We start from the raw sequence: 14808 nt of genomic DNA on the forward strand, positions 1-14808 counted from the left end.
CTTAACCACGGGCAACCTCCAGACAGGCGTCGACGACTGCACGGGTGGCATCGGGTTTGGCCAGGGCTCGGCTGCGAGCGGCCATGCCGGCAAGACGTTCGGGATGCATCAGGACCTCGGTAAGCTGCGCGGCGAGATCCGCCGGGCGGGTGGAATGTTGCGGCAGCACCACACCGGCACCGGCGCGCTCCAGGAAGCGCGCATTGCTGGTCTGGTGGTCGTCGATGGCGTGCGGCAGGGGGATCAGCAGCGCCGGCAGACCGGTGGCGGTCAGCTCGGCGACGGTCAGGGCACCGGCCCGGCAGATCACCAGGTCGGCCCAGGCATAGGCGGCGGCCATGTCGGCGATGAAGGGCTGGACATCGGCCTCCACGGCGACGTTGGCATAGCGCTCGGCGGTGACCTCGGCGTGCTGGCGACCGGCCTGGTGGCGGACCTGTGGGCGAAGTCCGGCCGGCAGTTGCGCCAGGGCCTCGGGCAGGAGTTTGTTGAGCGGCTCTGCGCCCAGGCTGCCGCCCAGCACCAGCAGGTTGGCGGCGCGCTCTTCCAGCGGTGCGCGGGTCACCGGGGTGAAGAGTTCGGCACGCACCGGATTGCCGGTGGACAGGCGCTTGGCGGATGCCGGGAAGGTGTCGGCGAAGCCTTCGCAGACGCGCGCGGCCATGGGCACCAGCAGGCGATTGGCGGTGCCGGCGTGAGCATTCTGTTCGTGGATCACCAGCGGGATGTTGCACAGCTTGGCGGCCAGGCCACCCGGACCGGTGACGAAGCCACCCAGACCCAGCACGCAGACCGGCTTGAGCCGGCGCATGAGGCCGATGGCCTGCATGAGGGCGCCACTGAGTTGCAGCGGTGCCTTCACCAGGGAGCGCACACCCTTGCCCCGCAGCCCGGTGACCGGAATGTGGTGCAGGGTGATGCCGGCCTTGGGCACCACGTCGTTCTCGATGCCGCGCGGGGTACCCAGCCAGTGCACGGTATAGCCGCGGGCTTCGAATTCACGGGCGCAGGCCAGGGCCGGGAAGACGTGCCCGCCGGTACCGCCGGCCATGATGAGGACGTTAGCGGACATCGGCGAAATCCTCTTCGGTGAATTCCACATCCTCGGTATCCACCAGGGTGCGTCTCTCCCACTCGATGCGCAGCAGCAGGCCCATGCTCACGCAGCAGATCACCAGGGAGCTGCCGCCGTAGCTGAGGAACGGCAGGGTCAGGCCCTTGGTCGGCAGCAGGCCGACGTTCACGCCGATGTTGATCAGGAACTGGCCGATCCACAGCATCGACAGGCCATAGGCCACGTAGGCCGAGAAGAACTGCTTGGACTGCTCGGCCCAGTGACCGATGAACAGGCCGCGCACGCAGACGAAGAGGAACAGGCCGACGGTGGCCATGGCACCGATCAGCCCCAGCTCTTCGGCCAGTACGGCAAAGAGGAAGTCGGTATGGGCTTCGGGCAGATAGAACTGCTTCTGGATGCTGTTGCCCAGTCCAAGGCCGGTCCAGCCGCCGCGACCGAAGGCGATCAGCGCCTGGGTCAGCTGGTAGCCGGAACCGAACTGGTCGGCCCAGGGATCGGTGAAGGTGATCAGGCGCTGCATCCGGTAGGACTGGGTCTGCACCAGCACGAACACCGCCAGCACCGCCAGGGCGACCATCAGCAGGAAACGGAACAGGCCGACGCCACCAAGGAACAGCATGGCGCCGGCAGCGCCCATCATCACCACGGTGGCGCCGAAGTCGGGTTCGCGCAGCAACAGCATGGCCATCGGCAGGAGCACGATGAAGGGCTTGAAGAAGCCGGCCCAGGTGTGGCGTACCTCATGCTGGCGACGGACCAGGTAGCCGGCCAGATAGAGCACCACAAAGACCTTGGCGATCTCCGAGGGCTGCACGTTGAAGATGCCGAAGCCGATCCAGCGCAGAGAGCCGTTCACCTCGCGACCGATGCCGGGCACCAGCACCGCTACCAGCAGCAGGAAGGCAATGATCAGCAGCGGAAAGCCGAAGCGCTGCCAGGTGGCCATGGGGATCAGCATCACCACGCCGCAGGAGACGAAGCCGATCGCCAGGTAGATCAGGTGGCGGTACATGAAGTACAGCGGATTGCCGGACTGGGCGGCGGCCACCTCGGAAGACGCCGAGGTCACCATCACCAGGCCGAGGCCGAGCAGCAACAGACAGCCGGCCAGCAGCGGGAAGTCCAGGTCGATGCCGTGGCGGCTCGCCAGCGGCGAGGGATAGGGACGCAGCAGGCTGAGGATCATGCCAATGCCTCCACGGCCTGGGCGAACAGCCGTCCGCGTTCTTCGAAATTGCGGAACATGTCGAGACTGGCGCAAGCCGGCGACAGCAGCACGGCGTCGCCCGGCTGGGCCAGCCGACGGCTCTCGGCCACGGCCTCTTTCAGGGTGGCGACGCGCAGCTGCTGCACGGTGGCCGGCAGGATCTCGGCGATCCGCGCGGCATCACGCCCCAGCAGCACCACGGCGCGGCAGTGACGGGCGATGGGTTCGCGCAGGGCGCTGAAATCGGCACCCTTGCCGTCGCCGCCGGCGATTAGCACCAGTTGGCCGGCGATGTCGTCGCCCAGGCCTTCCACGGCGGCCAGCGCCGCACCGACATTGGTCGCCTTGGAATCGTTGTAGTAGTTGACGCCCGCGACCTCGCCCACCCACTGGCAGCGGTGCTCCAGCCCCGGGAAGGCGCGCAGGGCCTCCAGCATGGGCGCCATGGGCAGACCGGCAGCCTGGCCGAGCGCCAGCGCAGCCAGGGCATTGCTGTGGTTGTGGGTACCGCGGATCCTGAGTTCCTCGACATCCAGCAGGTTGTCGAAGGCCAGCGCCAGGTAGCGGCGGCCCTCCTCCTCGCGAATGCCGAAGGCGCGGAAATCCGGACGCCCCAGACCAAAGGTCAGGCAGGGCACGCCCTCGCCGATCAGCGGCCGCGACAGCGCATCGTCGCGATTGACCACCACCTGGCGGGCGCCGCGGAAGATGCGGTGCTTGGCCTGGTGATAGGCCGGCATGCCGGTGTAGCGATCCATGTGGTCTTCGCTGAGGTTGAGCACCGTGGCCACCTCGGCGTTGAGCCGTTCGCAGGTCTCCAGCTGGAAGCTCGACAGCTCCAGCACATAGAGCTCGACGTCATCGGCCAGCAGATCCAATGCCGGGGTGCCCAGGTTGCCCCCCACGGCCACGCGCTTGCCGGCGCGCAGCGCCATGTCGCCCACCAGGGTGGTGACGGTGCTCTTGGCGTTGGAACCGGTGATGGCGACGATGGGTGCCTGGGCATGGCGCGCGAACAGGTCGATGTCGCCGGACAGCCGCACGCCGCGGGCAGCGGCTTCCTGCAACGCCGGCGTTTCCAGGTCCAGGCCGGGACTCACGTAGAGTTCGGCGGCGCGGGCCAGGAAGTCGGCATCCAGCTCGCCGCAGCGTACCTCGACCTGGGGATACTGGGTTCTCAGGGTCTCGAGTTCCGGCGGCTGTTCCCGCGTGTCGGCCACGGCAAAGGGCACGCCCCGGCGCGCGAGAAAGCGCACCAGCGACATGCCACTCTTGCCGAGGCCGACGACGATACGGAACTGGTCGGAAGCGATGAGCACTGCGATTACCTCAACTTCAGGGTGGCGAGACCGAACAGCACCAGGATCACGGTGATGATCCAGAAGCGCACGATGACCCGCGGTTCGGGCCAGCCCTTCAATTCGAAATGGTGGTGGATCGGCGCCATGCGGAAGACGCGCTTGCCGGTCAGCTTGAAGGAAGCGACCTGGATGACCACCGAGAGGGTCTCCATGACGAAGACGCCACCCATGATGAACAGCACCACTTCCTGGCGGACGATCACGGCGATGGTGCCCAGGGCGGCGCCCAATGCCAGGGCGCCGACGTCACCCATGAAGACCATGGCCGGATAGGTGTTGAACCAGAGAAAGCCCAGGCCCGCCCCGATCAGGGCGCCGCAGAAGACGATCAGCTCGCCGGAACCTTCCACATAGGGAATCAGCAGGTAGTCGGCGAATTTCACGTTGCCCGACAGGTAGCAGAAGATGCCCAGGGCGCCGCCGACCATCACCGTGGGCATGATCGCCAGGCCGTCGAGGCCGTCGGTGAGGTTGACTGCGTTGCTGGAGCCCACGATGACGAAGTAGGTCAGCACAACGAAGAAAATCCCCAACGGGATTTCGATGTTCTTCAGCAGCGGCAGGATCAGCGTCGTTTCGATCGGCGCCTTGGCCGTCAGGTAGAGGAAGATCGCCGCCCCCAGGCCGAACACCGATTGCCAGAAGTACTTCCAGCGGCTGGGCAGACCACGGGAGTTCTTTTCGATCACCTTGCGATAGTCGTCGACCCAACCGATGGCGCCGAACAGGAAGGTCACCGCCAGCACGGTCCAGACGTAACGGTTGTGCAGATCGGCCCACAGCAGGGTGCTGATGCCGATGGTGGTTAGGATCAGGGCGCCGCCCATGGTGGGGGTGCCGGACTTGGACAGGTGCGACTGGGGGCCATCGTTGCGCACGGCCTGGCCGATCTGGCGGATCTGCAGGGTGCGGATCATCCAGGGGCCGAGCCACAACGACAGCAACAGAGCGGTCAGAACGCCCAGAATGCCGCGCAGGCTGAGGTATTGGAAGACGGCGAAGCCCTTGTAGAACTGTTGCAGGAACTCCGCCAACAGCAGCAGCATCAGTGTTTCTCCTCGGTGTTGATAGCGCAGAGCGCGGCGACGACCTTGTCCATCACGGCGCTGCGGGATCCCTTGATCAGCAGGGTGGTTCCGGCCCGGTCCTCGTCCGCCAGGGCCTCGATCAGGTGTTCGCGATCGGCGAAATGCCGGGCCTCGGCGCCATAGGCGCGGGCCGCATGGGCCATCGAAGGACCGACGCTGTAGAAGGCATCCACCTTGCCGCGGGCGTGCTCGCCTACCTCGCGATGGCCCTGCTCGGTCCACTCGCCCAGCTCGGCGATGTCCCCCAGGACCACCACCCGACGGCCCGGCAGGGCCGCCAGCAGGTCGATCCCGGCCTTCACCGACGCGGGGTTGGCGTTGTAGCTGTCGTCGATGACCTGGGCACCGCGCTGGCTGGTGCGGGTCAGGGTGCGGCCCTGGACCGGTGCCGCGGCGGCGAGGCCACGGGCGACGGTGGCCAGTTCCAGCCCCAGGCTGAGGGCTGCGGCCGCGGCGGCCAGGGCGTTGCCGACGTTGTGGGCACCCAGCAGTTGCAGGGTGACCGGCGCCTCGCCCTTGGCGGTGTGCAGAAGGAAACTCGGGCGCCCCTGGGCGTCCAGGGTCACCTGGCTGGCGCGGACATCGGCGCGGGCATCCAGGCCGAAGGCGACGACCCTGCGACCGGCCGCGCGGCGCTGCCAGATCTCGAAGGCCGCGTCGTCGCGGTTGAGCACCACGGTGCCCGCCTCGCCCACGCCTTCGATGATCTCGCCCTTGGCCTCGACGATACGGTCGACGCCACCGAATTCACCCACATGGGCCTGGCCGGCGTTGGTAATGATAACGACATCCGGGCGTGTCAGGCTCACGGTGTAGGCAATGTCGCCGACATGGGAAGCACCCAGCTCGATGACGCCATAGGCGTGCTCGGCGGCCAGTTGCAGCAGGGTCAGGGGCGCGCCCAGGTCGTTGTTCAGATTGCCCTGGGTGGCCAGGGTGGTGCCCTGCTGACGCAGGATGGCGGCGAGCAGCTCCTTGACCGTGGTCTTGCCACTGGAGCCGGTCACGGCAGCGAGCTTGCCCTGGTACAGGTCACGATTGAAAGCGCCCAGGCGCCCCAGCGCCAGGCGGGTATCGGCCACCACCAGCTGGGGCAGGTGCACCTCGGGCACGGCCCGCTCCACCAGGGCTGCTGCGGCGCCCTGAGCTGCCACGTCGGCCAGATAGGCATGACCATCGAAGCGCGGCCCGGTCAGGGCGACAAAGAGCTGTCCGGCCACGGCCTTGCGGCTGTCGGTACCGACGCCGTCGAACAGGGCATCGGCGCCCAGCAGGTTGCCGGTCAGGGCCTCGGCCACTTCGGTGAGGGTGAAGGATCTAAGCATGCTGTCGCTCCCAGGCGGTCAGGGCCCGCTCGGCCTGGTCGAGATCGGAAAAGGGATGGCGGACGCCGGCGATCTCCTGGTAGGGCTCATGGCCCTTGCCGGCCAGCACCACGATGTCCTGGGCGGTCGCCGCGGCCACGGCCTGGGCGATGGCAAGCTCCCGTCGGCCGGCGAAGCTCACCTGCTCGGGATGCGCGAAGCCGGCGCGGATGTCGGCGACGATGGCGGCCGGATCCTCGGTACGGGGGTTGTCGTCGGTCACCACCACCTGATCGGCCAGGCGCTCGGCCACCGCGGCCATCTCCGGTCGCTTGCCGCGATCGCGATCGCCGCCACAGCCGAACACGCAGACCAGACGCCCCTCGGCACCGACATGGGGCCGCAGGGCGGTGAGTACCTTGTCCAGGGCGTCGGGGGTGTGGGCGTAGTCCACCACCACCAGCGGCCGCCCAGCGCCGCCCAGGCGCTGCATGCGTCCGGCCGGGCCCTGCAGCTGCGGGAGGATGGCGAGGATGTCGGCCAGTGCATGACCGAGACCCAGCAGGGCACCGATGGCGGCCAGCAAATTGCTCAGGTTGAAGCGCCCGATCAGCTGGCTGCGCAGCTCACCGGTGCCCTGGGCGGTGACCAGCTGGGCGCGCACGCCGTGGTCGTCGAACTGGATGGCCTGGCAATGGAGGCTGGCGGCCGGATCGCTCAGGCTGTAGGTCAGGGTCGCGGCCGGGCTGGGGCGAGCCGCCAGCTCGCGGCCAAAGGCGTCATCCAGATTGAGGACGCGGGTACCGAGCCCGGGCCAGGCGAACAGCTGGGCCTTGGCTTCGCCATAGGCGGCCATGGTCCCGTGATAATCGAGGTGGTCGCGGGAGAGATTGGTGAAGACCGCGACCTTGAAGGCCAGCGCCGCCACCCGGCCCTGGGCCAGGCCATGGGAAGAGACTTCCATGGCCACGGTGGCGGCGCCACCCTCGGCCAGTTCGGCCAGGGTCGCCTGCAGCTTGAGGGCATCCGGCGTGGTATGGCGACCTTCGGCCAGGGCGCCATAGAAGCCGCTACCCAGGGTGCCGACGATGCCGCAACGCTGACCGAGCAGGTCGCAGGCCTGGGCGATCAGCTGGCTGACACTGGTCTTGCCATTGGTACCGGTGACGCCGACCAACGCCTGGCGCCGGCTGGGCTCGTTGTGAAAACGCCCGGCGATGGCGGAAAGCTGGGTGGCCAGACCCTCGACGGCGATCAGGGGAATGTCCAGGGTCGGCAGCGCGGGGGCGTCCTTCGCTTCGTAGGCGATGGCCGCGGCTCCGCGCTCGGCGGCAGCGGCGATATGGGCGCGGCCGTCGCTGTGCAGACCGGGAATGGCGAGGAACAGGAAACCCGGCTGAACTTCGCGGCTGTCCAGCGCCAGACCGCCGATATCGACGGCGGCGGTGGCTTCAGGCAGGAGGTCGGTCAGCAGACGGCTCATCGATCACGCTCCCCGACCAGCAGCGGTTTGGCGGCAGCCTGGGCCTGGGCCTGCTGCACGGGCAGCGGCTGCAGGTTGTCCGGCTGGATGTTCATCAGGCGCAGGGCACCGGACATCACGCGGCTGAACACCGGCGCCGAGACCACGCCGCCGTAGTAGCCGCCCTTGCTGGGACGATCGATCACCACCACCGCGGCCAGGCGCGGATTGCTGGTGGGGCCGAAGCCGGCGAACAGCGAGCGATAGGAATTCTCGGCATAGCCACGGGTACCGGTGCTGGTCTTGCGCGCGGTACCACTCTTGCCGGCGACGTGGTAGCCCGGCACCTGGGCGCGGAAGGCGCCGCCGGGGGCTTCCACGACCTGTTGCAACATGCCCTGCAGAGTCTTGGCAACGCGTTCTTCCACTGCCTGATCGCTGGGCGGGGCCTTGTCCAGGCGCACCATGGACAGCGGCACCGAGCGACCGTCGTTGGCCAGCACCGAATAGGCGTGGGCCAGTTGCACGGCGGTCACCGCCAGGCCATAGCCATAGGACAGGGTCGCGGTCTCGGCCGGACGCCAGTTGCGATGGTTGGGCAGATTGCCGACCCGCTCGCCGGGAAAGCCCAGACCGGTGTCCTGGCCGAGGCCGACGGCGCGCATGGCGTTGTAGATGTTCTCGCCACCGACGTCGAAGGCGATCTTGCTCATGCCGACGTTGCTGGACTTGATGAGGATGCCGGTCAGGTCCAGGGCGCCGTCGCTGTGGGAGACGTCCTTGATGGTGTAGCGACCGATCTGCAGCGAACCGGGATAGACGTTGACCTTGTCGGTCGGCTTCCAGCGGCCGCTGGCGAGCGCGGCGGTCATGGAGATCGGCTTCATCACCGAACCGGGCTCCATCACGTCGATCATCGCCCGGTTGCGCATGGCGGCCGGTTCCAGACTGCGGCGATTGTTGGGGTTGTAGGTGGGCATGTTGACCATCGCCAGGACCTCGCCGGTCTTGACGTCGACGATGGTCAGGCTGCCGGCCTCGGCTTCGAACTGGGTCAGGGCGTTGCGCAGTTCGCGCGCGGCGAGGTACTGCAGGCGCAGGTCGATGGACAGCGCCAGGGTATTGCCCGGCTTGGCGTTCTTGGCGACCTGGACATCGCGGATCAACCGACCGCGGCGATCCTTGACCACTTGGCGACGACCCGGCACGCCGGACAGCCACTCGTTGAACGCCAGTTCGATGCCTTCGCGCCCGTGGTCGTCGATGTCGGTGAAGCCGACCACATGGGCCGCCACCTCACCCGCCGGATAGAAACGCCGAAATTCCTCGATGTCGTAGACACCGGGAATCTTGTGCGCCTTGACCTGGGTCATCACCGCATCGCCCTGCTCGGGCGTGAGGCCGCGGGCCAGGTAGAGGAATTCCTTGCTGGCGTTCTGCTCGATGCGCTTGGCCAGTTCCGCCCGTGGCTGGCCGACGGCATCGGCCAGGGTCGCCCAGCGATCCTCGGCACCCAGCAGTTCCTTGGGATTGATCCACAGGGTGGTGACCGGCGTACTCACGGCCAGGGGTTCGCCGTTGCGGTCGGTGATCAGGCCGCGGTGCGCGGGAATGGGGATGGTGCGCACGCTGCGCGCATCGCCCTGCCCCTTCAGAAAGGCCCGGTCGATCACGTGCAGATCGACGATGCGCCAGATGATGGTGCCGACCATGACCAGCAACAGCCCGATGATGAGGCTGAAGCGCCATGGCAGGCGCGCGATCAGGCCTTTCACGGATTGACCATCCGAATTTCGGCCGGATCGGGGATGCGCATCTGCAGCTGGCCGCTGGCCAGGGCCTCGACGCGGCTGTGGGCGGTCCAGGTGCTCTGCTCCAGCAGCAGCCGGCCGTATTCGGCCTGGGCCTTGTCGCGGATGGCCATCTCGCCATAGAGGGTGTTGAGCAGCTGGCGATTCCAGTGGGCGCTATAGGCCACGGCCACCGCCGACAGCAGCACACCGGCGAACAGCACCAGCATGACGCTGCTGCCCAGGGGCAGTTTCTTGACGAAGAGCCGGCTCATTTCAGCTTCTCGGCAACGCGCATCACGGCGCTGCGCGCGCGGGGATTGGCGGCCAGTTCGGCTTCGCCGGCATAGACCGGCTTGCCCAGCAGGCGCAGCGAGGGCTCGAAGACGGTAGCGCGGATCGGCAGGTCGCGCGGCAGCTGGTCGGCCTCGCCCTTGGCCAGCCGGCGCATGAACTGTTTGACGATGCGATCTTCCAGCGAGTGGAAGCTGATCACCACCAGCCGGCCACCCACGGCCAGCTGTTCGTAAGCGGCCTGCAGGCCCTGCTCCAGATCGCTCAGTTCGCGGTTGATGTAGATGCGCAGACCCTGGAAGGCGCGCGTCGCGGGATGCTTGCCCTTTTCCCAGGCCGGATTGGCCTCGGTGAGCACCTTGGCCAAGTCGCCGGTGCGCTCGAAGGGCTGGACGTCACGGCGCTGCACCACGGCCCGCGCCATGCGCTTGGCGAAACGCTCTTCGCCGAATTCCTTGAATACCTGGGCAATGTCGGCCTCGGGCGCGGTGGCGATCCAGGCGGCGGCGCTCTGCCCCCGACTCGGATCCATGCGCATGTCCAGAGGGCCGTCCTGCATGAAGCTGAAACCGCGCTCGGGATCGTCGAGCTGGGGCGAGGACACGCCCAGATCCAGCAGCACGCCGTCGACCTGGCCGGACCAGCCCCGGCCGACGAGTTCATCGCCCAGCTCGGCAAAGCTGCGCTGGACGATTTCGAATCGTGGGTCTTCCGTGGCCAGGGCCTGGCCGGCGGCGATCGCCTGGGGATCCTTGTCGAAGCCCAGCAGCCGCCCTTCTCCACCCAGCAGGCGCAGCACGGCCCGGCTGTGTCCGCCGCGGCCGAAGGTGCCGTCCAGATAACGGCCGGCAGGCTGGATCGCCAATGCCTGTACGGCCTCGTCCAGGAGAACGGAGACGTGGTGGAAGACTGGGTTCATGGTCACAGGATCAAATCGCGCATTTCATCCGGCATACCGCCGGGTTCCTTAATCGCCAGGAGATCCGCGTCGCACACGGCACTCCAGGCATCCTCATCCCATAACTGGAACTTGTTGAGCTGCCCGACCAGCATCACGCGGCGGTCCAGCTTGGCGTATTCACGCAGGCGCGGCGGAACCAGGAAACGGCCACTGCCGTCGAGCTCCAGATCCACCGCATTGCCGATCAGCAAGCGCTGCAAGCGGCGAGTCTCCTCGCGTAGCGAGGGCAACTGCCGCAGCTTGCTTTCGATGATTTCCCATTCCGGGAGTGGATAGACGCAAAGGCAGGGGTCGACGGCATCGATCGTCACGATGAGCTGGCCGGCACAACGCTCCAGCAGCTCGTCACGATACCGGCTCGGCATCGCGGCGCGCCCCTTGGCGTCGAGACTGATGGCGTTCGCTCCCCGGAACAATTTCGCGTCCTCTAATAGGCTGTCCTTGCCATTAAATCCCACTTCGCCCCACTTCGTACCACCGGCCGCCACTATATTGAGGAGGGCCGGTTTCAGTCAAGGTAAGCGAGGGGGTTCCCAGGCCGCGTGGGACGGGGATTTCGAGCAAATTGCACGAGTTCACGACCAGGACGAACGACATCGATTTCCGACAAACGGAAATGAAGTCAATTGATTGGCTCAATTGATTAAAGTGATGTCTCAAGAAGAGGTCACACGCCTGAGCGCAGGGACCCAGGAGGGAGGGGGTGCGAGAGCCGACCTGTAAGCCGGGTTCTGTCGAGGACAGTCATTCCTCTGGGACAACCATCGCTGATTGCCTCTAGCGACCTACCCGAATCCAGCGCGGGCCACGCCTATGGATTCCTATTTGGTCTTGCTCCAGGTGGGGTTTACCTAGCCACGAACTGTTGCCAGCCGTGCGGTGCGCTCTTACCGCACCTTTTCACCCTTACCGGCGCTTGCGCGCTTAGGCGGTTATTTTCTGTGGCACTTTCCGTAGGCTCACGCCTCCCAGGCGTTACCTGGCACCTCGCCCTATGGAGCCCGGACTTTCCTCCCTCGCAACCCTTGCGGATCACGACAGCGACTGCCCGGTCGGCTCTCGCGGCGCAAGGGTATAGAGACTGGGGGCGGATAACAAGGAAAGATGCCCACTAATTCACCCTGACTCAGCCCGGCTCGCCCTTGCGCTCCAGGGCCAGCTGATAGAGCAGATTCTTGCGCGCGCCGGTGATCTGGGCGGCCAGGGCAGCGGCGCGCTTGATCGGCAGCTCGGCCAGCAGCAGATCGAGGATGCGCAGGGTCTCGGCATCGACCTCGGCATCCTCGGGCGCCGCCCAGCCACCCACCAGCAGCACGCACTCGCCGCGTTGCTGATCCAGATCCGCGCGAATCCAGGCCAACAGCTCGCCGGCGGGCAGGCCGCGCAGGGTCTCGAAGGTCTTGGTCAATTCGCGCCCGAGGACGATGTGTCGCTCAGGTCCGAAGGTGCTCACCATGTCGGCTACGCAATCCTCGAGCCGATGGGGCGCCTCGTAGAAGATGAGCGTGCGCGGATCTTCGCGCAGCGCCGCCAGCCGCCCCTGCCGGCCCACCGCCTTGGCGGGCAGGAAGCCTTCGAAGCTGAAGCGATCCGAGGGCAGCCCGGCTGCCGACAGCGCCGCGATCAGCGCGCAGGCGCCCGGTATCGGCGAGACCTTGATGCCCTGGGCGCGGGCGGCCCGCACCAGGTGGAAACCCGGATCGGAAATCAGCGGCGTGCCCGCATCGGAGATCAGGGCGACGTCTTCCCCCGCCAGCAGCCGGGTGATGAAGCGGCCACCGGCATCGCGTTCGTTGTGATCGTGACAGGCCGCGAGCGGCGTCTCGATGCCGAAGTGACGCAGCAGACGCGCCGAATGACGGGTGTCTTCGGCGGCGATCAGGGCCACGTCGCGCAGGACCTTGAGCGCGCGGGCGGTGATGTCGTCCAGGTTGCCGATGGGCGTGGCAACCACATAAAGAGTACCCGGCGAAATCATGATGAAACCTGACGGACTGGAAATAGCCCAACAGTGTACGCCGCTCTCGCCCTCGGCGTTCGCAGCGCTTGGGTGCTGTGAGACAATCGCCCCCTTTCCAGACATTTGCTCAGGAACCACAGCATGAAGTTCCGCCTGCGTCCGCTGCTCTGCGCCACCGCCTTCGCCCTGCTCGCCGCCTGCAGCAGCTCGCCCGTCAACAACGCCCTCGGCGAGCTGCCCCAGTCCAGCCAGGCCAGCATCGAGCAACTGCTGAACCAGGCCGACTCCAGTCAGTCCGAGCAGGCCAATCTGCTGCGCCTGACCGCCGCCGACAAGGCCTATGCCCAGCAGAACTCCCGCGAAGCGCGGCAGATCCTGGGCTCCATCAATCTCGAAGGCCTCAAGCCGGCCCAGCAGATGTTCGCCCAGACCCTGCTGGCCCAGCTCGACCTGCTCGACAAGCAGCCGGCGCAAGCCGTCAAGCGCTTCGACCATCCGAGTTTCGCCCAGCTGGGCGAATTGCCGGCCCAGCAGCAGATCCGCAGCGGCCTGACCAAGGCCGATGCCCAGGCCGCCAACGGCCAGCCGCTCGCCGCCGCCCAGGAGCGGATCTTTCTCGGTCCGCTGCTGGACGGCGATGCCGCCCACGACAATCGCGAGCAGATCTGGCAACTGATCACCAGCCTGCCGGATGCGCAACTGCGCCAGAGCGTGAAGGACGCCGATCTCAATGGCTGGCTGGCGCTGGCCGCCATCACCCGCGGCAACCTGGCGCTGGATCAGCAGCTGGCCGCCATCGAGGACTGGCAGAAGCAGCACCCCGGCCATCCCGCCGCGCGCAACCTGCCCGATGATCTGGAGCGCCTGAAGACCCTGGCGCGGGAACCGCTCAATCGCGTCGCCCTGCTGCTGCCCCTGCAGGGTCAGCTCGCCGGCGTCTCCCGCGCGCTGCAGGACGGCTTCATGGCCGCCCGCTACGAAGCCCTGGCCGCCGGCCAGAGTGCGCCGGCCGTGACCGTCTACGACAGCACCCAGATGGGCTCGCTGGACGCCTTCTACCGCCAGGCCCAGGCCGCCGGTATCCAGTTGGTGGTGGGTCCACTGGAGAAGAACTTCGTCAAGCAGCTCGGCGATCGCCCGCAGCTGCCGATCAACACCCTGGCGCTGAACTATGGCGACAGCCAGGGCGCTCAGCCGCCGCAACTCTTCCAGTTCGGCCTGGCCGCCGAGGACGAGGCCCGCGAAGCCGCGCGCCGCGCCTGGGCCGATGGCAAGCGCAGTGCCGGCGCCATGGTGCCCCAGGGTGACTGGGGTGCCCGCGTGCTGGCTGCCTTCCAGAACGAGTGGCAGCAACTGGGCGGTCGCCTGGTCGCCGCCGAGCGCATCGGCCAGCCGGTCGAGATCGCCAATCGCATCAGCAGCCTGCTGCAGATGCGCCAGGGCATGGACTTCATCTTCCTCGCCTCGACCCCGGCCCAGGCCCGCCAGATCAAGCCGATCCTGGTCTACCAGAACGCCCGCGATCTGCCGGTGTACGCCACCTCCAACCTCAACAGCGGGGTCAATGAACCCGGCGTGAACCAGGACCTCAACGGTATCCTGTTCTGCGAAACGCCCTGGCTGCTCGACCCGAGCAATCCGTTGCGCGCCAAGATCACCGCCCAGTGGCCCCAGGCCGGCACCAGCATCGGTCGCCTCTACGCCATGGGCGCCGACGCCTACCTGCTGGCGCTGCATCTGCAGCAGCTCAAGGCCCTGCCCAACTCCGAGCTGCCCGGCCTGTCCGGCAACCTGAGCGTGGCGCCCGATCAGCGCGTGGTGCGTCACCTGCCCTGGGCGGAATTCCGCAACGGCGTGGCCCAGCCGCTGCCGGCCAGCAATGCGCCGCTGCCCACCACCAGCGTGCCGGCCTCGCTCAGCACCCCGTGAAGCAGGCGCCGCACCTCCAGCGCGGCCGGCAGGCCGAGGATCGCGCGCTGCAGTTCCTGCAGACGCGCGGTCTGCGCCTGCTGGAGCGCAACTGGCGCTGGCAGGGTGGCGAGCTCGATCTGGTCATGCTCGACGGCGATACAGTAGTATTCGTCGAGGTACGCGCCCGCAGGCATACCGCCTGGGGCGGCGCCGCGGAAAGCATAGATGCCCGCAAGCGGCAGCGACTGGTCAACAGCGCCGCCCTCTTTCTGCAATCCGAAGCGCGCTGGGCCAAGCGGCCCTGTCGTTTCGACGTGATCGCGATCGGCCCCGGGGCCGACGCATCCCCTCAGGCACTCGAATGGATCAAACAGGCCTTCGACGCCTGAGGC

Annotated in this window: 13 protein-coding genes and 1 other RNA gene; 2 read left to right on the forward strand and 12 right to left on the reverse strand. The window is 67.3% G+C overall.

The annotated features are described in order from the left end of the window. Window position 1: 1 nt before the first annotated feature. The 12 genes from murG to rsmI form a co-directional block, all read right to left on the reverse strand. Complete coding sequence (gene murG, locus CFE50_RS13935) at window positions 2-1072, reverse strand: undecaprenyldiphospho-muramoylpentapeptide beta-N-acetylglucosaminyltransferase (protein WP_286734393.1); 1071 nt, start codon at window positions 1070-1072, stop codon at window positions 2-4. Beyond that, window positions 1062-2261 carry a putative lipid II flippase FtsW gene (gene ftsW, locus CFE50_RS13940; RefSeq protein ID WP_027600273.1) on the reverse strand — a complete coding sequence of 400 codons (1200 nt, stop codon included), beginning with the start codon at window positions 2259-2261 and terminating at the stop codon, window positions 1062-1064. The genes murG and ftsW overlap by 11 nt, the downstream gene beginning before the upstream one ends. Further along, complete coding sequence (gene murD, locus CFE50_RS13945) at window positions 2261-3604, reverse strand: UDP-N-acetylmuramoyl-L-alanine--D-glutamate ligase (RefSeq protein ID WP_286734394.1); 1344 nt, start codon at window positions 3602-3604, stop codon at window positions 2261-2263. The genes ftsW and murD overlap by 1 nt, the downstream gene beginning before the upstream one ends. A gap of 5 nt (window positions 3605-3609) precedes the next feature. Next, on the reverse strand, window positions 3610-4692 hold the full coding sequence (gene mraY, locus CFE50_RS13950; protein ID WP_286734395.1) for a phospho-N-acetylmuramoyl-pentapeptide-transferase: 1083 nt from the start codon (window positions 4690-4692) through the stop codon (window positions 3610-3612). Further along, complete coding sequence (locus CFE50_RS13955; RefSeq protein ID WP_286734397.1) at window positions 4692-6059, reverse strand: UDP-N-acetylmuramoyl-tripeptide--D-alanyl-D-alanine ligase; 1368 nt, start codon at window positions 6057-6059, stop codon at window positions 4692-4694. The genes mraY and CFE50_RS13955 overlap by 1 nt, the downstream gene beginning before the upstream one ends. Continuing rightward, window positions 6052-7521 carry a UDP-N-acetylmuramoyl-L-alanyl-D-glutamate--2,6-diaminopimelate ligase gene (locus CFE50_RS13960; protein WP_286734398.1) on the reverse strand — a complete coding sequence of 490 codons (1470 nt, stop codon included), beginning with the start codon at window positions 7519-7521 and terminating at the stop codon, window positions 6052-6054. The genes CFE50_RS13955 and CFE50_RS13960 overlap by 8 nt, the downstream gene beginning before the upstream one ends. After that, window positions 7518-9212 carry a peptidoglycan D,D-transpeptidase FtsI family protein gene (locus tag CFE50_RS13965; RefSeq protein WP_371099671.1) on the reverse strand — a complete coding sequence of 565 codons (1695 nt, stop codon included), beginning with the start codon at window positions 9210-9212 and terminating at the stop codon, window positions 7518-7520. Before CFE50_RS13965 ends, CFE50_RS13960 begins: the two co-directional genes overlap by 4 nt. Window positions 9213-9271: 59 nt before the next feature. Then, window positions 9272-9565 (reverse strand): cell division protein FtsL, encoded by a 294-nt coding sequence (gene ftsL / locus CFE50_RS13970; protein WP_007162061.1) that lies wholly within the window; start codon window positions 9563-9565, stop codon window positions 9272-9274. Next, the gene (gene rsmH, locus CFE50_RS13975) at window positions 9562-10503 is read right to left on the reverse strand and encodes a 16S rRNA (cytosine(1402)-N(4))-methyltransferase RsmH (RefSeq protein WP_181110399.1); all 942 of its coding nucleotides are present in this window, start codon (window positions 10501-10503) and stop codon (window positions 9562-9564) included. The genes ftsL and rsmH overlap by 4 nt, the downstream gene beginning before the upstream one ends. Window positions 10504-10505: 2 nt before the next feature. After that, complete coding sequence (gene mraZ / locus CFE50_RS13980) at window positions 10506-10961, reverse strand: division/cell wall cluster transcriptional repressor MraZ (protein WP_007162063.1); 456 nt, start codon at window positions 10959-10961, stop codon at window positions 10506-10508. A 288-nt stretch (window positions 10962-11249) separates the two neighbouring features. Then, an RNA gene (gene rnpB / locus CFE50_RS13985) (RNase P RNA component class A) lies at window positions 11250-11605 on the reverse strand. Window positions 11606-11671: 66 nt separating this feature from the next. Further along, window positions 11672-12523 (reverse strand): 16S rRNA (cytidine(1402)-2'-O)-methyltransferase, encoded by an 852-nt coding sequence (rsmI, locus tag CFE50_RS13990; protein WP_286734400.1) that lies wholly within the window; start codon window positions 12521-12523, stop codon window positions 11672-11674. A 123-nt stretch (window positions 12524-12646) separates the two neighbouring features. Here rsmI and CFE50_RS13995 point away from each other — a divergent pair, with 123 nt between their 5' ends. Next, complete coding sequence (locus tag CFE50_RS13995; RefSeq protein ID WP_286734402.1) at window positions 12647-14434, forward strand: penicillin-binding protein activator; 1788 nt, start codon at window positions 12647-12649, stop codon at window positions 14432-14434. After that, window positions 14431-14805 (forward strand): YraN family protein, encoded by a 375-nt coding sequence (locus tag CFE50_RS14000; protein WP_044342451.1) that lies wholly within the window; start codon window positions 14431-14433, stop codon window positions 14803-14805. The genes CFE50_RS13995 and CFE50_RS14000 overlap by 4 nt, the downstream gene beginning before the upstream one ends. The last annotated feature ends 3 nt before the right edge of the window (window positions 14806-14808 follow it).

Origin of the sequence: Pseudomonas sp. PGPPP4, from assembly GCF_002256045.1 — a bacterium.
Classification (GTDB): domain Bacteria; phylum Pseudomonadota; class Gammaproteobacteria; order Pseudomonadales; family Pseudomonadaceae; genus Chryseomonas; species Chryseomonas oryzihabitans.